Genomic DNA, 20,001 nt, shown 5'->3' with positions numbered 1-20,001 from the left:
GGCGGGGTCAGCCGGCCACCGACAGGCAGGTGGTCGGGGTGGCGTGGGCCGGGTCGAGGGCGTTGGCGACCTCGTGGAAGGCGACCCGGTCCACCGTGCCGATGGCCACGTGCTCGGAGAGGTCGAGGGCGCACTTGTCCTGGACGAGGACGTTGGTGACGTTCGGTCCGCTCAGGAACTGGGAGCGGTACGGGGTGACGACCTCGTCGTACTTGGTCGCGATGACGTGGTAGCGGACGCCGGGGACGGTGTCGCCGCCCTCGTTGAGCCGGGTGAGGAAGGCGGAGCCGGCGATCTGGTCGGCGAGGCCCGGGGTGGTCTCCTTCAGCAGGTCCTCGGCGCCGGGGAAGTACGGCAGGAGCCTGGTGAGGCCGAGCAGGGTGGTGCCGTGGTTGTCGGGGGCGATGCCGACGAGCGCGTTCACCTTCTCGGCGCCGCCGAGGAACTTGAGGTACCAGCGGGGCATCATGCCGCCCTGCGAGTGGCCGACGAGGTCGGCCTCGGGGGCGCCGGTGGCGGCGAGGACCCGGTCGACGAAGGCGTCGAGCTGTCCGGCGGACTTCTCGATGGGGCCGAGGCCGTGGAAGAAGGGCACGTTCGGCAGCTGCCCGTAGTCGAGGGAGTAGACGCAGTAGCCGCGGTTCACCAGGTAGGGGGCGAGGGCGAGCCAGTTGTCGACGGAGTTGCCGAAGGTTCCGTGGACGAGGACGACCGGGCGCGGGTGGGCGGCGGAGGGCTTGCAGGTCCAGTCGTTCCAGCCGCGACTGGGCGCGGCGGCCTGGGCGGCGGCGGTGGGGGCGAGGACGGCGGCGATCGTCAGGAGCAGGACGGACAGCGCTCTGACCAGGTGTTTCCAGGGCAGCATCGGGCGATCTCCTTGCGGCTCAAGGGGATGGTGGGGGTGCTGTGCCCTGTGGCCCGGACCACGAGCGGGGGAAGTTCTCCGCCAAGTTACGCACGGGTGTTACCGACTGGGAAGTTACGCGTCGGTAAAAACTGGCGTGTCCGCCTCTCCCCCGGCGGCCGCGCCTCCCCCGTTCGGCCCCTTCCCGCCTGCGGGGGCGCCCCCCTCCCCGGAGCCTGGGGGGCATGAGTCTCGTCGACGAACTGAAAAGCGCCGTCACCCCCCGAGCCGCCCTGCTCGTCGTCGGGGTCTTCGCCCTCCAGCTCCTCTTCATCACCTCGTACGTCGGGGCCCTGCACCAGCCGAAGCCGTCGGACGTCCCCTTCGGCGTGGTCGCGCCCCAGCAGGTGGCCACCGGTCTGGTGCAGCGGCTGGAGGAGCTGCCCGGCGATCCGCTCGACCCGCGCACGGTCGCCGACGCGGACGAGGCCCGGGACAAGATCATGAACCGGGAGATCGACGGCGCCCTGGTCGTGAACCCGGCGGGCCGCACCGACACCCTGCTCGTCGCCTCCGGCGGCGGCACCGTCCTCTCCTCCGCCCTGGAGAAGATCTTCACCCAGGTGGAGGAGGCCCAGCGGCGGGAGGTGCGGACGGTCGACGTGGCCCCGGCCTCGCCGCGGGACTTCGACGGGCTCTCGGCCTTCTACCTGGTGGTCGGCTGGTGCGTCGGCGGCTACATCTGCGCCGCGATCCTCGCCATCAGCGCCGGCTCCCGCCCGGCCAACCGCGAGCGGGCGGTCATCCGGCTCGGCGTCCTCGCCCTCTACTCGGTCCTCGGCGGGCTCGGCGGCGCGGTGATCGTGGGACCGGTCCTGGGCGCCCTGCCCGGCTCCGTCGCCGCCCTGTGGGGCCTCGGCACCCTGGTCGTCTTCGCGGTCGGCGCGGCGACCCTCGCGCTCCAGTCGGTCTTCGGGATCGTCGGCATCGGCCTGGCGATCCTGCTCGTGGTCGTCCTGGGCAACCCGAGCGCGGGCGGCGCCTTCCCCGCGCCGATGCTGCCGCCGTTCTGGAAGGCGATCGGCCCGGCCCTGCCGCCGGGCGCGGGCACCTGGGCGGCGCGCTCGATCGCGTACTTCAAGGGCAACGACATGACCGCCTCGATGCTGGTGCTCTCCGCCTGGGCGGTGGTCGGCGCCGCGGTGACGCTGGTGCTGTCCTCGCTGCGGCGGAAGCCGGAGGGCGAGCCGATCGCCGCCGAGCTGGACGAGGTCACGCGCTGACCCCGGCCGTACGCGAAAAGGCCCCCGCCTCGGCGGGGGCCTCTCGCACGTCCGTCCGGGGTCACGCGCCGTGGTACGCCCGGACCATCAGCTCCTTCATCTCGTCGATCATCGGCATCCGCGGGTTGGCCGGGGCGCACTGGTCGGCGTAGGCGTTCACCGCCTGCTGCGGCAGGGCCGCCATGAAGGCCGCCTCGTCGACGCCCTCGTCCCGGAAGCCGGCCGGGATGCCGCACCGCTCGCGCAGCTCCTCGACGGCCCGGGCGTAGGACTCCACGCCCTCCTCGGGGGTCGCGGCCGGCAGGCCGAGCGTCCGGGCGATCTCCTGGTAGCGCTCCGGGGCCCGGTGGGTCTCGGCCTTGGGCCAGGGGACGGCCTTGTGGGTGACGGTGCCGTTGTGCCGGATGACGTGCGGCAGGAGCAGCGCGTTGGCGCGGCCGTGGGCGACGTGGAAGGTGTTGCCGAGGGTGTGGGCCATGGCGTGGACGAGGCCGAGGAAGGCGTTGGCGAAGGCCATGCCGGCGATGGTGGAGGCGTTGTGCATCTTCTCGCGGGCCTCGGGCGCCCTCGCCCCCTCCGTCACGCAGGTCTCCAGGTTCTCGAAGATCAGCCGGATGGCCTGGAGGCACTGCCCGTCGGTGAAGTCGTTGGCGTAGGCCGAGACGTACGCCTCGGTGGCGTGGGTCAGGGCGTCGAAGCCGGAGTCGGCGGTGACGGTCGGCGGCAGGTGCAGCGGGAGGACCGGGTCGACGATGGCGACGTCCGGGGTGAGCGCATAGTCGGCGAGCGGGTACTTCTGGGCGGCCTCGGGGTCGGAGATGACGGCGAAGGGGGTGACCTCGCTGCCGGTGCCGGAGGTGGTCGGGATCGCGACCAGCTTCGCCTTCTCGCCGAGCTTCGGGAACCGGTAGGCCCGCTTGCGGATGTCGAAGAACTTCTCCTTGGTGTCCGCGAACTCGACCTCGGGCCGCTCGTACATCAGCCACATGACCTTCGCCGCGTCCATCGGGGAGCCGCCGCCGAGGGCGATGATCGTGTCCGGCCGGAAGTCCCGCATGGCGGCGGCGCCGGCCCGGACGGTGGCGAGCTCGGGGTTGGGCTCGACGTCGTCGATGACCTGGACGGCGACGGGTTCGGCGCGCCCGTTCAGGATGTCGGTGACCTTCTGGACGAAGCCGATCTCGCCCATGGTGCGGTCGGTGACGATCGTGACCCGGTGGACGTCCTCCATCTCGCCGAGGTAGCGGAGGGCGTTGCGCTCGAAGTAGATCTTCGGCGGGATCTTGTACCACTGCATGGTGGTGGTGCGCCGTCCGATCCGCTTGACGTTGACCAGGTCGACCGCGGTGACGTTGTGCGAGACCGAGTTGTGGCCGTAGGAGCCGCAGCCGAGGGTGAGGGAGGGGAGGAAGGCGTTGTAGACGTCGCCGATGCCGCCGAAGGTGGAGGGGGCGTTGACGATGACGCGGACCGCCTTGACCCGCCGGCCGAACTCCTCGGCGAGCGCCTCGTCCTCGGTGTGGATCGCGGCGCTGTGCCCGAGGCCGTGGAACTCGACCATGGCGGCGGCCAGTTCGAGGCCCTCTTCGGTGGAGCCGGCCTTGAGGGCGGCGAGGATCGGGGAGAGCTTCTCGCGGGTGAGCGGTTCGCCCTCGCCGATCTCGGCGCACTCGGCGAGGAGGATCGAGGTGCCCTCGGGGACCTCGAAGCCGGCCTGCTCGGCGATCCACGCCGGGGACCTGCCGACGACGGCCGCGTTGAGCTTCGCGCCGGCACGGTCGGTGCCGCGGGCGGTGACGCCGAAGACGTACTCCTCCAGCTTGGCCTTCTCGGCGGCGGTGACGACGTGGGCGCCGAGCCGCCGGAACTCGGCGATGCCCGCCTCGTACACCTCCTCGTCGAGGATGACGGCCTGTTCGGAGGCGCAGATCATGCCGTGGTCGAAGGCCTTGGAGAGGACGATGTCGTGGACCGCCCGCCGGAGCTTCGCGTCCTTGGCGACGTAGGCGGGGACGTTTCCGGCGCCGACGCCGAGGGCGGGCTTGCCGCAGGAGTAGGCGGCGCGGACCATCGCGTTGCCGCCGGTGGCGAGGATGAGGGAGACGCCCTCGTGGTTCATGAGGAGACCGGTGGCCTCCATGGAGGGCTCCTCGATCCACTGGACGCAGTCGGCGGGGGCGCCGGCGGCGACGGCGGCGTCGCGGACGATCCGGGCGGCCTCGACGGAGCACCGCTGCGCGGAGGGGTGGAAGGCGAAGACGACCGGGTTGCGGGTCTTGAGCGCGATCAGCGCCTTGAAGACGGTGGTCGAGGTGGGGTTGGTGACCGGGGTCATCGCGCAGACGACGCCGACGGGTTCGGCGATCTCGGTGATGCCGGTCAGCTCGTCGCGGCGGATCACCCCGGCGGTCCTCAGCCCGGCCATCGAGTTCGTGACGTGCTCGCAGGCGAAGAGGTTCTTGACCGCCTTGTCCTCGAAGAGGCCGCGCCCGGTCTCCTCGACGGCGAGCCGGGCCAGTTCGCCGTGGGCGGCGAGGGCGGCGAGGGACGCCTTCTTGACGATGTGGTCGACCCGCTCCTGGTCGAGGCGCTCGAACTCCGCGAGGGCGGCGAGGGCCCTCCCGACGAGTCCTTCCACCATCTCCTTGGCCTCCATGGCGGCCTCCTTCAGCGGTCCCTGGTTTCTTCGTCCCCTCCATTCGACACCCGCCGACCTGGGAGGAGGGGCGCGGAAAGACCCTCGGGAGGGGGCCGGAAGTCCTTTTGTGAACGGATTCACAAGATCTTGGAAGGGGATGCCCCCGGCCGCGCCGGCCGGGGGCACTCCGAGCGGGTCAGTAGAGGCTGACCCCGTACTTGGCGAGCGCCTCCGGCACCGGCTGGTAGAACGTGGTGCCGCCGGTCGAGCAGTTGCCGCTGCCGCCGGAGGTGAGGCCGAGCGCCTTGGTGCCGTCGTAGAGCGCGCCGCCGGAGTCGCCGGGCTCGGCGCAGACGTTGGTCTGGATCATGCCCTTCACCGTGCCGCCGCCGGAGTACCGGACGGTGGCGTTGAGGCCGGTGACCGTGCCGCTGCGGGTGCCGGTGGTGGAGCCGGACCGCTTGACGGACTCGCCGACGTAGGCGTCGGCGGGGGTGAAGCCGCCCGTGTGGGCGAGCGAGGTGTTGTCGTAGCGGACCAGGGCGTAGTCGTTGCCCGGGAAGCTGGAGCCGACGGTGGCGCCGATCAGGGTGGACTGGGCGGAGTTGGCGTACCAGGTGTTCACCACGTTGCCGCAGTGGCCGGCGGTGAGGAAGTAGTAGGTGCTGCCGCTGCGCACGTTGAAGCCGAGCGAGCAGCGGTAGCCGTTGCCGTAGATGGCGTCGCCCGCGCCGAGGAGGGGCTTGAGGACACCGGGGGTGCGCTCGACGCGCAGGGCCCCCGCGTCGGCGCCCGCCGCCGACCGGATCTTCGCGAGTCCCGCGTCGGTGACGGTCGAGTCGACGGTGACGACGACCCGGCCGGCGGCCTTGTCGACGTACCAGGCGGTGCCGCCGACCCCGGCGGCGTCGACCGCGCTCTCGGCGCGGGCGAGCTGTGCCGCCCCGGCCGGGCCGGGGGCGGGCGCGGCCTGGGCTCCGGGGAGCCCGAGGGCGGTGACGGCCGCGAGTCCGGCGGCGACGGCGAGCAGTCGGGTGCGCTTGATCCTCACTGTGCTCCTCACATCCTTCTGGGAAAAGCGGAGGGGGCCCGGGGGGTGAGAGGCCCGTGAGGCGCCATCAGGTGACGTGTCCCTGACATCCACCGCCAGCGATGGTGCCGCCTCCCGGCCCGGGGCACAAGACCGCCGCACGCACCGGTGCCCCCGGCGTACCACCGGGGGCACCCCTCGTCCGGATTCCGGAAGGCGGGAGGTCAGGCCGTCAGCACCCGCCGCTCCCCCGCCTCCACGGCGAGGTCGAGGGTGTTGCCCGGCGGCGGGAAGGGGCAGATGAAGTGGTCCACGAAGGCGCAGGGCGGCAGCAGCGCCCGGTTGAGGTCCACCGTCACCGAGCCGTCCTCCGCCGGCGCCGCCGGACGCAGGAAGCGGAAGCGGAAGGTGGACCGCCCGCTGGTGGCGTCCGCGAAGACCGCCCACAGCGAACCGTCCGCCTCCACCGCCGCCTTGAGCGCGTGCACCCGCCCGTCGAGCTCGAAGACCACCTCGCCGGAGAGCCCGAGCCCGCGCTCCTTGCCGTCCGCGTTCTCCACCCGGACGCTGAGCGCCTCCTCGTACGGCCGGTAGACGCCCGGCACCACCCAGCGCGGGTCGTACGGCGTGGCCTCGATGCCCCGGAAGGCGCGCCGCGCCGCCGAGCCGGGGTCGAAGTCCCGTACCGCCCACAGTCCTTCGCGGCGCATCACCACGATCCGGCGGCCCGCCGACTCGACCCGGGACTCGTGGATCGGCCCGTGGTCGGCGGCGAGCCGGACGGTGCCGGAGAAGGGCGCGCCGTCGACGGCGATCCCGTCCCCGGCGTCCGCCGTCAGGACCACCTCGTCGCCGTCCTCCCGCCACTCCCCCGGCAGGTCCGGCAGCCGGCCGTCGGGGAAGTCCGCGAGCCAGTGGGTGCCGGTGAGGGAGAGCGGGCCGTACGAGGAGGCCACCGCCGCCTCGCGCCGCTCGTGCCAGTGCCGCCACTCCGCGCGGGGGTCCGGGGCGCCGGCGTGGCTGTCATGGGTGTCGCTCATGGTGTCCCACCCTTCCACACCGGCGCCGGAAGCCCGGTGCGCGCTCCCGACGGTGTGTCAGCAGCCGTCGCAGGGACAGCAGCAGTCGCAGCCGCAGTCGCCGCAGTCGCAGTCCCGGCAGCAGCCCTCGCGCTTCTTGCGGGACCAGGGGCCCTCGTACTCCTTGGCGCAGCAGATCTGGCAGGTGCAGAAGAGCCAGGTGAACATGGCGCAACCGGCGAGGAAGCCGCGCGGCTTGGGGGACTGGGGCGCGCCGCCGCCGAACTGCGGCGGCGGCCCGCCGGGTCCCATGGGGCCGCCGCCCCCGGCCCCGCCGCCGTACGGGTTCCCGCCGCCGTACGGGTTCCCGCCGTAGGGGTTCTGCGGGCCGTACGGGCCGGGGGCGCCGCCTCCGTACGGGTTCCCCGGCACCGGCCCCTGCCCCGCGCCGGGCGCCCCGTGCGAGCAGGTGGTGGTGCCGAAGGCGCGGTCCACCGAGACGCGCAGCTCGTGGGCGAGCAGCTGGTGGACGAGCTTGCCGTCGGTGAACTCGGCGTCCTTGAGGGCGAGTCGGATGCCGTGCAGGGCGTCGTCGGCGAGCCGGCGGGCCTCCTCGCGGGAGGTCCCGGTGGCGGTGAGCGGGTTCCAGGCGCCGGCCTCCGCGTCGGCGGCCTGGTCCTCGACGGCGTCGAGGAGGTGGGCGAGGCGGCCGAAGAGCCGGCCCGCCTCGGCGAGCGGTTCGGCGTTCCCGGGCCGGCCGGCGAGGAGCGCGGTGTGGGCGAAGGCGGCGGCGGTGGCGGTCTCGGTGGGTTCGGTGACGACGAGCAGCGGGGTGCCGGGGCCGGCGAGGGACTCGATCCCGGTCTGGCGGTCGACGGCGTCGACGAGGACGGCGGTGTCGAAGCCGACCGCGTGGCCCGCGCGGGCACCGGCCCTGTCCCAGGAGCGGGCGACCCGGCGGGCCGCGGCGGCGACCGGCCGGCGGGCGAGCAGGCCGTCCCGGTCGGCGACGTGGTCGCGGACCTTGGCCGAGGCGAGGACGAGCGAGACCGCGGCGGCGAGCCGGGCGCCCTCGCCGCGGGCGACGGGCGCGGTGCGCATGGCGCGCAGCGGGCAGGGGCCCGCGGTGCGGCGGCCGGCGTCGGTGACGCCGGTCTGAGCCTCCGTCAGGACCGAGACGATGAGCCCGTCGTAGTTGGTGACGACCCGGGCGAACTGGCCGTGGTCGGCGCGCAGCGCCAGACACAGGCCGCAGAGGTGGGCCATCCACTCGGTCTTGAGGCGGTCGGTGAGCCGGTGCGTGCAGGGCCTGACGATTCCGAACATGTCCATTCCCCCGTGATGCGGTGCGAGAGCGTGCCGCGCGGCGGCTCTCCTGCGGTGTCCCGAGGAGCCGCCGGGCGGCCTCGCGGCATCGTAGCGAGGGGCGTGTTCACCCGTACGCGCCCGAGCTCACCCTTCTGGACCGACTTTCATATTTTCAGCAACATGGCCCTCCGTCAGGCTCCCCATACCCCACGTTTCCTGACGAATCGCCAGAAAACGGTCCTCACGTTCTGCACCAGTACCGTCACGAATCCCCTGCGCGGCGCCTATCCACTTGGCGCGCGATCCGCATCATGGACGACGATAGGGATATGCGGAACCACAAGTGACCGCAGTGACCGCGTGAAAGGAGGCGTCCATGGGATCGGTGCGCAAGGCGAGTGCCTGGCTGGGACTCGTCGAGGACAACGACGAGCGTTACTACGACGACGAGTACGCCGACGGTGCCGAGAGCGGCGACGCCTGGGTGACGGACCCCCGGGTCCGGGTCGCCTCGGACACCGCCGAGGAGCGGGGCCGCCGCATCGCCACCGTCTCGCCCGACGGCTTCCGGGACGCCCGGGGCATCGGCGAGCTCTTCCGGGCCGGTGTCCCGGTGATCGTGAACCTGACCGCCATGGAGCCGAACGACGCCAAGCGGGTCGTCGACTTCGCCGCCGGCCTCGCCTTCGGACTGCGCGGCTCGATCGAGCGCGTCGCGACCCGGGTCTTCCTGCTCACCCCGGCGGACACGGAGATCGTCAGCGGCGAGTCCGGCCGCCGCAAGCAGGACGGTTTCTTCAACCAGAGCTGACGCCGGAACCGACGTCCGCCGGAGCCGACACCGACCGCACGGCACCGCAGCACCACGGCACGCCGCACCACCCGCGGACCGCACCCGGTCCGCCCGACGCCCTCCCCGGCCCGGACCCGCCCCGCGGGCCGGGCCGGCCGCACGTCCGGGGCCGGACCCCGCTCCGCTCAGCGGGTCCGGCCGGCCGCGCCGCTCATCGTCCCCGCCGGGCCGGCCTCCGGCTGCGGACGGGGCGGACAGGGCGCGGCGGCCGCCCCCTGGTCGCCCGGCGAGGCGGCCGGCTGTCCGGGCACCAGGGCCGTGCCGGCGGCTCCGTCCCGCTCCGCGCCCGGCCCCGCCGGCGCGGCCTGGGCGGCCGGCGCGGGCGCGCTCCCGGCCCGCAGGGCCGCCGCGTCCGCCCGTGCCGCCGCCTCCGCCTCCTCCACGGCCGCCTCGACGTCCACCGGGCACTCCATCACCCGGGGCAGCCGGAGCGCCATCACGGCACCGGCGAGGAGCAGGCCCGCGCTCACGAGGAGCGTGAGGTGCAGCCCGTCGACGAAGGAGTGGCGCGCGGCCGTGTGCAGGGCCTCGCCGGCCGCGCCGCCGAGCCGCTCGGCGACCTGGTAGGCCTCGCCGAGCGAGTTCGCGGCGGCGGCGCCCGCCGCCGCCGGCACCCCGGGGACGTCCGCGAGGCCGGGGGCGTACGCCGCGTTCATGACGCTGCCGAGCAGGGCGATGCCCATGCCCGCGCCGAGCTGGTACGAGGTCTCGCCGATCGCCGCCGCCCCGCCGGCGCTCCGCGGCGGCGCCTCGCTCAGCATCGACTCGTACGCCGAGAAGAGGGTCGTCTGGAGGCCGAAGCCGAGCAGCACGAAGCCCGTGGTGAGCAGCAGCGGCCGGTCGTGCTGGCCCATGAGGGTGAGCAGCAGCACCGCCCCGGCGGTGAGCAGGAAGCCCCAGCCGACCATCCGCCGGGGGCCGAGCCGGCGCAGGGTGTACGAACCGGTGGCGCCGGCCGCCATGGCGGCGAAGGTGAGCGGGAGGAGCCGCAGCCCGGTCTCCAGGGGGGTGAGCCCGAGGACCAGCTGGAGGTACTGGACGGCGATCAGCTCCAGGCCGACGAGGGCCAGCATGGCGAGGACGATGCAGCCGACGGAGGTGGTGAAGGCGGGCCGGGAGAAGAGCCGGGTGTCGATGAGCGGGTGCGGCCTGCGCCGCTGGCGCCGGACGAAGAGGACGAGCAGCAGCGCCCCGGCGAGCAGCGGACCCGCGGTGAGCGCGGAGAGCAGCGGTTCGCCGGCGCCGGCGCGCTTCACGCCGAGGACGCAGCCGAGGACGCCGGCCGCGGCCATCAGCGCGCCGAGGACGTCCCAGGGCCCTTCGGCGGCGCCCCGGGACTCGGGCAGCAGCCGGCGGGCGAGCGGCAGGATCAGCGCCATCAGCGGGATGTTGATGAGGAAGACGGAGCCCCACCAGTAGTGCTCGACGAGGAAGCCGCCGAGCACCGGGCCGGCGGCGGCGCCGATCGCGGCGACCGCCGTCCAGACGCCGATGGCGGTGGCGCGCTCGCGCCGGTCGGGGAAGACGGTCCGGATGATGGAGAGGGTCGCCGGCATGATCATGGCGCCGCCGACGCCGAGCAGGGCGCGGGCCGCGATGAGGACCCAGGGCTCGGTGGCGAGGGCGGCCAGGGCCGAGGCGGCGCCGAAGAGGCCGTAGCCGAGGAGGAGCACCCGGCGCCGGCCGATCCGGTCGCCGAGGGTGCCGAAGAGGATCAGCAGCGAGGCGCAGACCAGCGGGTAGGCGTCGACGATCCAGAGCAGCTCGGTGGCGCCGGGGCGCAGGTTCTCGGTGAGCGAGGGGACGGCGACGTGGAGGATGGTCGCGTCGAGGGCGACCAGCAGGAGGCTGACGCAGAGGACGACCAGGACGGCCCAGCGGTTCGCGTCGCCGTCGGCGCGCCGTCCTGTTCGGGCCGTGATCGTCCGCGACATGTACGTACCTCCAAGTGACGCTCTCGCTCTCGGCAGGCGCCGCCGACCTGGGCTGATGTGCGTGCGGCGACACGGCGAGGAGGGGCGAGTGAGCCGTCAGCGTACGCGAGGACGGGCCCCGGGAGGGTGGTGCACCTCTCACCCCGGCGGAGCTGCCGGTGTGGCGTACGCCACTCGGTCCGGCCCGCGCGTCGCATGGAATTCCGCACGGACGGGTGTTTGAAGTAATTCCGTGCCACACAAACAGGCTTCCGGAATCACCCCCGGCGGCAATAGGGCTGAAGGTCATCGGATTTTCCGACGGGAGTCCGGAAAAGGCGGACCTCCGAGACCCGCTCCACATCACATCGTCATCACGAAGGGAGTGGATCGCCCGGGTCGTCTCCTCACCCCCTGTAACGTCGATTGGGTGCGTACCGACATCTTTGCCCGGCTGGACCGGGAGCCGGTCCCGCCGAAGATAGAGGTCCCGCGGATGACCCGGACGCGTCTCGCCCTCTTCGGCGGGACGTCGGCGTTCTACTTCGCCGTCGTGGTGGCGGTACTGCTGTCCACCTGGCTGGTGACCCTCGACTGGAAGATCATGCTCTTCCGGCCCTACCAGCAGTGGCCGGAGCTGCACGCCTTCCTGGACTACTACGTCGTCCTCGGCCAGCGCGGTCCGACGGCGGTGATGGTGGCGGCCTGGCTGGGCTGGCGCTCCTGGCGCCAGCACACCCTGCGGCCGCTCCTCTCGCTCGGCGCGGCGCTGCTGCTCCTCAACGTCACCGTCGGCGCGGTGAAGCTCGGACTCGGCCGGCTCGGCCCCCACTACGCGACCCAGGTCGGCTCGGCCGAGCTGTTCGCGGGCGGCGACATATTCCCCTCCGGTCACACCGCGAACGCGGTGGTGACCTGGGGCATCCTGGCCTACCTCGCCACCACCCCGCGGGCCCGGCGCTATCTGTCGGCGCTCTCCGCCGTGGTCGCGCTCGGCGTCGGCCTCACCACGGTCTACCTCGGGACGCACTGGCTGAGCGACGTGCTGCTCGGCTGGGCCGCCGGCCTGCTGATCCTGCTGGCGCTGCCCTGGTGCGAGCCGGTCATCGCCGTCGTGGAGGCCTGGGTCCTGGACCGGCGGGACCGGATCAGGGAGCGGCTGCGGGCCCGGCGCCGGCTGGTGCCGTCGCTGCCGGTGGCCTCCGGCGGCCCCCGTCTCTTCCCGGCCCCGGTGGACCGGGAGGAGCCCTCGCGGGAGGCCGTGGGGGCGGCGGGCCACGCCCGGCCGGCCCGGAGCAGACCGTCGTCGGACCGCCTCACCGCCTGACCCGGCACCCCCGTCCGTACGGGAAGGGCCCCGGCCGCACCGGCCGGGGCCCTTCCGCGCGGGTGGCGTCAGCCGACCCAGCAGCGGGTGACGGTGTCGTCCTCGACCTCGAAGTTGAGCCGCCCGGCGACGTACTCCATGGTCACGACCGTGCCGGGCGGGAGGGCTCTGACGACGCGCCAGCCGCGGGTCCGGGCGAGCCGGGCGGCGCCGTCCGCGTCGAGGCCCACATAGGACTCGGGCGCGTCTCTGGGCGGTTCGGGGATGCGCGGGATGGGTGCCATGGGTTCACGTTAGTCCCCCGCCGGTCACGCTTGCGTCACAACTTCCCGACAGCCGTCCGGACGGCGGCGCCCGCGCCGGAACGGCCGTTTCCGGCCGTTTCTCCGGTAATTCGAAAAGGCGCCCGGAGGTTCGCACGAACCGTTCGGGAAGCCGTCGCCGGCCCGCGCAATTCCGGCCGGAGGGGGCCGATCGGCGAAATGTACGGGAGTCCGCGCGCGGCTCCCTCACCCTTCCCTCACACCATGCTTACGCTGTCCGGACGCCGGAGAACCGGAACACGGGGCGGAGGCACCGATGAGCACCGAGGCGGCGGCCACGACGGCGGAATCGGGACGGGAGCGGCACGGCCGGATCCTGATCGACTGGCTCACCACCACCGACCACAAGAAGATCGGTCACCTCTACCTGGCGACCTCGTTCGTCTTCTTCCTCCTCGCCGGCCTGCTGGCGATGGCGATGCGGGCGGAGCTGGCCCGGCCGGGGCTCCAGTTCCTCTCGAACGAGCAGTTCAACCAGGCCTTCACCCAGCACGGCACGATCATGCTGCTGCTCTTCGCCACCCCGACCTTCGCCGGCTTCGCCAACGAGCTGGTGCCGCTCCAGATCGGCTCGCCCGACGTCGCCTTCCCGCGCCTGAACATGTTCTCGTACTGGCTGTTCCTGCTCGGCGGGCTGATGGTGCTCGGCTCCTTCCTCACCCCGAGCGGACCGCCCGACTTCGGCTGGACCGCCTACGCCCCGCTGAACAGCGCCGAGCGCTCCCCCGGCATCGGCGCCGACCTGTGGATCATGGGGCTCGCGCTCTCCGGCTTCGGCACGATCCTCACCTCGGTGAACTTCCTCGCCACCATCATCGGGATGCGGGCCCCCGGCATGACCATGTTCCGGATGCCGATCTTCACCTGGAACGTGCTCTTCACCGCGATCCTGGTGCTCATCGCCTTCCCCGTCCTCGCGGCGGCGCTGCTCGCCCTGGAGGCCGACCGGCGGTTCGGGGCGCTGGTCTTCGCCCCCGGCAACGGCGGGGCGCTGCTCTGGCAGCACCTCTTCTGGTTCTTCGGCCACCCCGAGGTCTACATCATCGCCCTGCCGTTCTTCGGCATCGTCAGCGAGATCCTCCCGGTCTTCGCCCGGAAGCCGATCTTCGGGTACGCGAGCCTGGTCGCCGCCACCATGACGATCACCGGCCTGTCGGTGGTGGTCTGGGCGCACCACATGTTCGCGACCGGGGCGGTGCTGCTGCCGTTCTTCTCCTTCCTCTCCTTCCTCATCGCGGTGCCGACCGGGGTGAAGTTCTTCAACTGGACGGGGACCATGCTGCGGGGCTCGCTCTCCTTCGAGACCCCGATGCTGTGGGCGACCGGCTTCCTGGTGTCCTTCCTCTTCGGCGGTCTGACCGGGGTGATCCTGGCCTCGCCGCCGATGGACTTCCACGTCACCGACTCGTACTTCGTCGTCGCCCACTTCCACTACACGGTCTTCGGCACCGTCGTCTTCGCCACCTTCGCCGGCTTCCACTTCTGGTGGCCGAAGTTCACCGGCAAGCTGCTCGACGAACGGCTCGGGAAGATCCACTTCTGGACCCTCTTCACCGGCTTCCACCTCACCTTCCTCGTCCAGCACTGGCTGGGCGCGGAGGGGATGCCCCGGCGGTACGCCGACTACCTGGCCGCGGACGGCTTCACCGTGCTCAACACCCTCTCGACGATCGGGGCCTTCCTGCTCGGGGTCTCCACCCTGCCGTTCCTGTACAACGTGTGGCGCACCCAGCGGTACGCGCCGGAGGTCGAGGTGGACGACCCGTGGGGCTTCGGGCGGTCGCTGGAGTGGGCCACCTCCTGCCCGCCGCCCCGGCACAACTTCACGGCGGTGCCCCGGATCCGCTCCGAGTCCCCCGCCTTCGACCTGCACCACCCGGAGTTCGCCGTCCGCGAGCGGGCGCGGCTCGCGCCCCCGCCGCCGGAGCGGCGCCCGTCCGGCCGGGGGCCGGGGCCGGCGGACCGCTGAGCCCGCCGGCCGTGACATCCCGTCAGCGCAGCCCCAGGCGGCGGAGGGTGCGGCCCGCGGCGGCCTTGGCGGTGTAGGCGGCGTCGACGGCGCGGCCCGTCCAGGCGTGGCGGGCGGCGGCGCCGGAGGGGTGGGCGCGGCGGGCCGGCCCGCGGTCGAGGAGCTCGGTCCACAGCTCCTCGTGGCGGGCGGCGATCCGCGCCGGATCGAAGCGTTCCGCCGCCGCGAGGGCCGCCCGGCCCGTCTTCGCCCGCAGTTCCTCGTCGGCCATCAGCTCGCCGAGCGCCCGGGCGACCGCGCCGGGGTCGCCGACGGGCACCAGCCGCCCGTCCACCCCGTTCTCGACGATCTCGCGCGGCCCGTGCGGGCAGTCCGCGGCGACCACCGGCAGCCCGCACCGCATCGCCTCCACGACGGTCATCCCGAAGGCCTCCCGCTCGGAGGTCATCGCCGCGATGGAGCCCTTGGCCCACTCCGGCTCCATCGGCTGGACCTGGCCCATCAGCCGGACCCGCCCGCCGAGGCCCCGGGCCTCGATCTGCCGGGCCAGCGCGCCCCGCAGGTCCTGCGCGGCGTCCCCGCTGCCGTAGATCCGCAGGGTCCAGTCCGGGTGGTCGCCGGCCAGTTCGGCGAAGGCGTCGACGAGGACGTCGTACCGCTTGACCCGGGTGAGCCGGCCGGCCGCGACGATCACCCGGGCGGACGGGTCGGCGGGCGGCACGGACGGCGCGGGCACGCCGTTGGGGACGGCCTCGACGCGGACCGCGGCGGGCAGGCCGAGCCGCCGGTAGGCGCGGGCGTCGGCCTCGGTGACGGTGGTGACGAGGTCGAGCAGCGCGTACTCGTGGGCGATGTCCCGGCGCAGCCGGTAGCTGTGCCCGTCGAGGATGAGGTGCTCCTGGGCGACGAGGACGGGCCCGGGCACGGCCTGCCGGGCCAGCTGGACGTTGAGCCCCGGCCGGGTGGCGACGAGGACGTCGGCCCGCACCCCGCGCAGGTGCTCCCCGATCCGCGCGTCGGTCAGCGCGCTGTACTGCTTCCAGCGCCCGTCGCCGCGCGGGAAGACCCGGGCGGGGCGGTGGAAGTCGGGGTGGTCGCCGTCGTACCCCGGTCCGTCCTCCCGCAGGTCGACGAGGTGACGGAGGGTCACCCCGGAGGGGAGGCCGAGGCGGGGCCGGTCGCGGTGGCGGAAGACCGAGACGATCTCCACCTCGTGGCGCCGGGCCAGTTCCTCGGCGAGGGTGAAGGTGGTCCGGATGGTGCCGCCGTAGTGGTAGCCGTTGTGGAGCAGGAACGAGATGCGCATCTGCCGGTTCCCCCTGGTCAGTTGGTCGGTCGGGGCGACTGTACTGCTCCGGCGGGGTCCTTCCTCACGGCCGGTAACCGAGCTGGGGGACGACCGCGCAGTTCCGCGTCATCTCGCCCTGGCTCACCCAGCCCCGTCCGTCGCGCCAGCGGGCCACGGAGAGGCAGGTCTCGCGGGTGGCGGGCGGCCGGTCCAGGTGCTCGAAGCGGACCGGGAGCAGCAGCCCCCGGGCGGTGTACGGCTCCGGGCGGTCGAGGTACGCCTCGACACACGCCCGGGTGAGTCCGCCCCGGTCGGGGCGGGCGAGGCAGGAGCGGGCCGCGTCGGTGAACCAGCGGGCCGCCGCCCACCCCTCCAGCTGCCACTGGGAGGCGGCCCGGTCCCCGAGGGCGGCCCGGAAGGCGCGGACCTCGGGGTGGCCGGTGTCCTCGAAGTTGCGGCTCGACCCGGTCACCCAGAGGGAGGCGCGGCAGCCCGGCGCGCGGGCGTGGTCGCGGGCCACGGCGGAGGACCAGTTCTGCACGTTCGTCACCTTGGCGGCGACGCGGACGCCGAGGTCCTCCATCGCCTCGCACAGCCGGGTGTTGCCGTGCGTGTCCAGCGCGTCGAAGAGGAGGTCGACGCGGCGCTCGCGCAGATCGGCGGCGACCGACCGGAAGTCGGGCAGGACGAAGGCGACCCGTTCGGTCACGACCCGGTAGCCCTCGGCGCGCAGCCCCCGTTCGACGAGCCGGGCGTAGGCGGCGGAGGCGGGCTGGTCGTAGGAGACGACGGCGGCGGTCCTGGCCCCCAGCTCGCGCTTGAACCAGCGGTAGACCTCGGTCCCGCCGTACAGGGTGCCGTCCCAGCCGGGCGAGGCGCCGGTGCGCGGGGCGGAGCTGCCGTAGAGGGAGTAGAGGTGGGGGTAGGTCTCGTAGGCGGGGGTGAGGGGCTGGCCGCCGATGTCGGGCACGCCGGCCCGGGAGACGAGCGGGGCGCCCGCGTAGTCGAGGGCGGTGGTGGCGACCAGGGCGAAGACCTTCCGCTCGTCGAGGAGCCGGCGGACGCAGGCGGTGTTGCCGACGCCGCTGCCGCCGTCGTCGCAGGTCTCGACCTGGATCCGGCGCCCGTCGAGGCCGCCGGCGGCGTTCAGGGCGTCGAAGAAGGCGAGGGCGCCGTCGCGCGGGCCGGTGAGGGCCCGGCCGCCGACGGGGCTGGTGGCGCTGGTGATGATGCCGACGCGGAGCGGCTCACCGCCGGAGGGGTGGGCGGTGGGCCGCGTCTCGAAGGCGCGCTCCGGGAGCCGGCTGCCGCATCCCGCGAGGAGGGCGAGGAGGAGGGCGAGCAGCAGGGCCGGGAGCCGCGCCGCGGCCGCCTCAGCAGCCTTCGACGGTGACACCGCTGAGCTTCACCAGGCCGCACAGCGTCTTCGCGGAGACCTTCCAGGTGTCGTCCTGGAGCACCGAGGTGCCCCGGGAGTCGGGCAGCACCGGGTTGCCGCCGACCTTCAGGTCGTAGGTGACGTCGGCGCCGCTCGCGGAGGTGAACTCGATCCCGGTGACCTCGGCCGTGCTCGCCGCGGCCTGGGGGTTGTTCGCGAAGGCGGTGAGGACGGCCCGCATCTTCTCGCCGTTCTCCAGCAGCTTCACCCGCTCGGCGGCCGGAGTGCCGGCGTCGAAGAAGGCCTGCCAGTTCCGGGTGATCTCCGCCCGGGCGGCGGCCGGGTCCTCCGGCGCCTCGGCGGCCGGGGGCCGGGCCGTCATGCCGGGCGGGGGAACGGAGGTGACCTGGTCGCCGGTCGCGGGCTCGTCGTCCGAGCAGGCCGCGAGGGCCGGGGTCAGGAGGAGTGCCGCGGCGGCCGCGAGGGCGGCCGTCCGTCGTCCGAGAACCATCTGGCTCACCACCGCAGGTCCGTGCGGGCCGGGCGGCCCGACGGTTCCAGGGTCGGACGATACGGGGCGAATCGCAAGGATACGGGGCATAGTCGAGGAAAGGGCCGGGAGTGTGGCGAGGGAGGCCCTCGTGCCGACGGCGCGGTTCCTGCTGTGGGGCGGCCTGCTGGCGGCCGCCGGGGGCGCGGTGCTGTGCGTCCTCGGCTGGTACGGGATCTCGGGCGAGCGGTTCGCCGAGCGCCAGCTTCCCTACCTGGCCTCGTGCACGGCGCCGGGAGCGGCGCTGATCGTGGCGGGCGCGGTGCTGGTCGCGGCGGCCGCGCGCGCCGGCCCCCCGGCCCCGGAGGAGCCCCCGGAAGCGGACGCGGCCGGGGAGGACGGGGCGGGCGGCCCTCCCCCGCCCTCCTCCGGAGGCCCGCCGCTGCGCGTCCCCGGCGGGACGCTGGCGCACCGTCCGGACTGCCCGCTGGTCGCCGGCCGTCCGGACGCGGTGCCGGCGGCCGGGGACGCGGAGCTCGCGCCCTGCCCGGTGTGTGAGCCGTGGCCCCGCTGACGTACGAGCTGACGCTGGCCGGCCTCGCGGTCGGCGGCGCGGCGGCGCTCACCGGCATCGGCCTGATCGTCACCTACCGCGCGACGGGGGTGCTGAACCTGGCGCACGGCGCGGTCGCCATGGTCTGCGCGTACGTGCTCCGCCAGCTGGCGGTCGCGTGGGGGTGGCCGCTGTGGCCGGCCGCCCTGGTCACGCTGCTGCTGGTGGCGCCGGCGATCGGGCTCCTCCTCGACCGGGCCGTCTTCCGCCCGCTGGCCCGCTCCGGCGCGGACCCGGCCCGCACCCTGGTCGCCTCCACCGGCGTCTTCGTCCTCCTGGTCGGCGCGGCGGTGCTGCTGTGGGGCGGCGGGGCGCGCGACGACGCGCCGGTGCTGCTCGGCGACGAGCCGTGGGCGCAGCTCGCGGTGGTGGCGGCGGTGGCCTGCGCGGTGGCGGCGGTGACCCGCCGGACCCGCTTCGGCCGGGAGCTGCGGGCGGTGGTCGACAACCGGCCGCTCGCGGTCCTCTCCGGGGTGGACGCGGACCGGATCGCGGCGGCGGGCTGGGCGTTCGGCGCGTTCACGGCCGGGCTGACGGGCGTGCTGCTCGCCCCGTACGTCCGGCTCGACCCGTACGGGCTGCCGCTGCTGGTGGTGGAGGTGATGGCGGTCGCGGTGATCGCCCGGATGCGGTCGCTGCCGGTGGCGATCGGCGCGGCGCTGCTCATCGGGGCGGCCCAGGCCCAGCTGACCCGCTTCCACCCGGAGGGCTGGGCGGAGCCGCTGGTGCGGGCGGTGGGGGCGAACCTGTTCGTGGTGGCGCTGCTGGTCGCGGCCCTGGTCCTGCCGGGCATCGGCGGCAAGGGCCGCGACGCGCTGCCGCCGGCGCCCCGCGGGGGCCGCACGCCGCCGGCCGTGTGGCCGTTCGCCGCGCTGTGCCTACTCCTCCCGCTCGCCCTCGCCGGCCCCGGCCCGGGCACGGCGGTGCAGGTCCCGGCGCTGGCGGTGATCCTGCTGTCGCTGGTCGTGGTGACCGGCCGGGCGGGCCAGATCGCGCTGGGCCAGGCGGCGTACGCGGGCCTCGGCGCCCTCTTCACGGTCCTGTTCGCGGCGGCCGGCCTGCCGGAGCTCCTGGCGCTGGCGCTGGCGGCGGTGCTGACCGGCGCGGCGGGCCCGCTGACCGCCGGGCCGGCGATCCGCCGCCACGGGCTCGCCCTGGCCCTCGCGACACTCGCGGTGGGCGTGGCGGTGAGCCGTTTCGTCCTCGCCCAGCCGTACGCGACGGCGGGCCTGCCGCCGCCGGACCGCCCGGCGGGTTTCGCCGGCGACCGCGCCTACTACCTCCTGGAGCTGGCCCTGCTCGCCGGCTCGCTGCTCCTGGTCGCGGCCCTGCGCCGGGGCCGCACCGGCCGCGCGCTGGCCGCGCTCCGCGACCACGAGGAGGGCGCGGAGGCGGCCGGCGTCGGGGCGACCGCCCACAAGCTGCTGGCCTTCGCCCTGGGCGCGGCCCTGGCGGGCCTCGGCGGCGGCCTGCTCACGATGGGCGTGCGGGCCTTCGACCCGGCCGCCTTCGATCCCGTCCGCGGCCTCCTCTGGTTCGCCGCGGTGGTGACCCTCGGCGCGGACCGCCTCCTCACCCCGCTCCTGGCGGCCCCCCTCCTGCTGGCCCTGGACACGGCGGGCCCGGCCGGCGCGGCGGCGGTGGTCCTGGGCGTCCTGGCCACCCGGGCCCCCCTCCCGCCCCTGGCCTCCCTGCTCGGGCCCGCGGCCCGGACCGGCCGGCCGC

16 protein-coding genes are annotated in these 20,001 nt (G+C 74.3%); 6 read left to right on the top strand and 10 right to left on the bottom strand.

The annotated features are described in order from the left end of the window. Nucleotides 1-7: 7 nt before the first annotated feature. A complete protein-coding gene (locus AB0E83_RS22440; protein ID WP_362114557.1) occupies nucleotides 8-865 on the bottom strand; it encodes an alpha/beta fold hydrolase in 858 nt (285 codons plus the stop codon). A 224-nt stretch (nucleotides 866-1,089) separates the two neighbouring features. On the opposite strand from AB0E83_RS22440, the gene AB0E83_RS22435 reads away from it, so the two are divergent. Further along, nucleotides 1,090-2,127, top strand: coding sequence for a DUF3533 domain-containing protein (locus AB0E83_RS22435; RefSeq protein ID WP_362114554.1), 1,038 nt, complete (start codon nucleotides 1,090-1,092; stop codon nucleotides 2,125-2,127). A 61-nt stretch (nucleotides 2,128-2,188) separates the two neighbouring features. On the opposite strand, the gene adhE is transcribed toward AB0E83_RS22435, so the two are convergent. From adhE to AB0E83_RS22415, 4 genes are all read right to left on the bottom strand, one after another. Beyond that, the gene (adhE, locus tag AB0E83_RS22430) at nucleotides 2,189-4,783 is read right to left on the bottom strand and encodes a bifunctional acetaldehyde-CoA/alcohol dehydrogenase (protein WP_362114552.1); all 2,595 of its coding nucleotides are present in this window, start codon (nucleotides 4,781-4,783) and stop codon (nucleotides 2,189-2,191) included. Nucleotides 4,784-4,961: 178 nt separating this feature from the next. Further along, a complete protein-coding gene (locus AB0E83_RS22425) occupies nucleotides 4,962-5,828 on the bottom strand; it encodes a S1 family peptidase (protein WP_362114549.1) in 867 nt (288 codons plus the stop codon). Between the two features lie 191 nt (nucleotides 5,829-6,019). Then, nucleotides 6,020-6,835, bottom strand: coding sequence for a DUF1684 domain-containing protein (locus tag AB0E83_RS22420; RefSeq protein WP_362114546.1), 816 nt, complete (start codon nucleotides 6,833-6,835; stop codon nucleotides 6,020-6,022). A 57-nt stretch (nucleotides 6,836-6,892) separates the two neighbouring features. Then, the gene (locus tag AB0E83_RS22415; RefSeq protein ID WP_362114543.1) at nucleotides 6,893-8,140 is read right to left on the bottom strand and encodes a DUF5685 family protein; all 1,248 of its coding nucleotides are present in this window, start codon (nucleotides 8,138-8,140) and stop codon (nucleotides 6,893-6,895) included. Between the two features lie 358 nt (nucleotides 8,141-8,498). On the opposite strand from AB0E83_RS22415, the gene sepF reads away from it, so the two are divergent. After that, nucleotides 8,499-8,933 carry a cell division protein SepF gene (gene sepF, locus AB0E83_RS22410; protein WP_362114540.1) on the top strand — a complete coding sequence of 145 codons (435 nt, stop codon included), beginning with the start codon at nucleotides 8,499-8,501 and terminating at the stop codon, nucleotides 8,931-8,933. 167 nt (nucleotides 8,934-9,100) lie between these two features. Here sepF and AB0E83_RS22405 read toward each other — a convergent pair whose 3' ends face one another. Next, the gene (locus tag AB0E83_RS22405) at nucleotides 9,101-10,909 is read right to left on the bottom strand and encodes an MFS transporter (protein WP_362114537.1); all 1,809 of its coding nucleotides are present in this window, start codon (nucleotides 10,907-10,909) and stop codon (nucleotides 9,101-9,103) included. 409 nt (nucleotides 10,910-11,318) lie between these two features. On the opposite strand from AB0E83_RS22405, the gene AB0E83_RS22400 reads away from it, so the two are divergent. Then, nucleotides 11,319-12,215, top strand: coding sequence for a phosphatase PAP2 family protein (locus AB0E83_RS22400; RefSeq protein ID WP_362114534.1), 897 nt, complete (start codon nucleotides 11,319-11,321; stop codon nucleotides 12,213-12,215). A gap of 68 nt (nucleotides 12,216-12,283) precedes the next feature. Here the strand turns inward: AB0E83_RS22400 and AB0E83_RS22395 are convergent, their stop codons facing one another. Continuing rightward, the gene (locus AB0E83_RS22395; RefSeq protein ID WP_362114531.1) at nucleotides 12,284-12,499 is read right to left on the bottom strand and encodes an I78 family peptidase inhibitor; all 216 of its coding nucleotides are present in this window, start codon (nucleotides 12,497-12,499) and stop codon (nucleotides 12,284-12,286) included. A 295-nt stretch (nucleotides 12,500-12,794) separates the two neighbouring features. On the opposite strand from AB0E83_RS22395, the gene ctaD reads away from it, so the two are divergent. Continuing rightward, nucleotides 12,795-14,507, top strand: coding sequence for a cytochrome c oxidase subunit I (gene ctaD / locus AB0E83_RS22390; RefSeq protein WP_362114528.1), 1,713 nt, complete (start codon nucleotides 12,795-12,797; stop codon nucleotides 14,505-14,507). A 22-nt stretch (nucleotides 14,508-14,529) separates the two neighbouring features. On the opposite strand, the gene AB0E83_RS22385 is transcribed toward ctaD, so the two are convergent. The 3 genes from AB0E83_RS22385 to AB0E83_RS22375 form a co-directional block, all read right to left on the bottom strand. After that, nucleotides 14,530-15,813: a glycosyltransferase family 4 protein gene (locus AB0E83_RS22385; RefSeq protein ID WP_362114525.1), complete on the bottom strand. Its 1,284-nt coding sequence runs from the start codon at nucleotides 15,811-15,813 to the stop codon at nucleotides 14,530-14,532. Nucleotides 15,814-15,877: 64 nt separating this feature from the next. Next, a complete protein-coding gene (locus AB0E83_RS22380) occupies nucleotides 15,878-17,191 on the bottom strand; it encodes an ABC transporter substrate-binding protein (RefSeq protein ID WP_362114522.1) in 1,314 nt (437 codons plus the stop codon). Then, on the bottom strand, nucleotides 17,169-17,684 hold the full coding sequence (locus AB0E83_RS22375) for a hypothetical protein (protein ID WP_362114519.1): 516 nt from the start codon (nucleotides 17,682-17,684) through the stop codon (nucleotides 17,169-17,171). Before AB0E83_RS22375 ends, AB0E83_RS22380 begins: the two co-directional genes overlap by 23 nt. Nucleotides 17,685-17,814: 130 nt before the next feature. Here AB0E83_RS22375 and AB0E83_RS22370 point away from each other — a divergent pair, with 130 nt between their 5' ends. After that, nucleotides 17,815-18,237 (top strand): hypothetical protein, encoded by a 423-nt coding sequence (locus AB0E83_RS22370; RefSeq protein ID WP_362114516.1) that lies wholly within the window; start codon nucleotides 17,815-17,817, stop codon nucleotides 18,235-18,237. Next, on the top strand, nucleotides 18,225-20,001 hold a 1,777-nt coding region (locus tag AB0E83_RS22365; RefSeq protein ID WP_362114513.1), incomplete at its 3' end, for an ABC transporter permease. The genes AB0E83_RS22370 and AB0E83_RS22365, both read left to right, overlap by 13 nt.

It is taken from the genome of Streptomyces sp. NPDC035033 (assembly GCF_040636735.1).
Taxonomy (GTDB): domain Bacteria; phylum Actinomycetota; class Actinomycetes; order Streptomycetales; family Streptomycetaceae; genus Streptomyces.
This window is presented reverse-complemented; position numbering and strand designations above follow the sequence as displayed.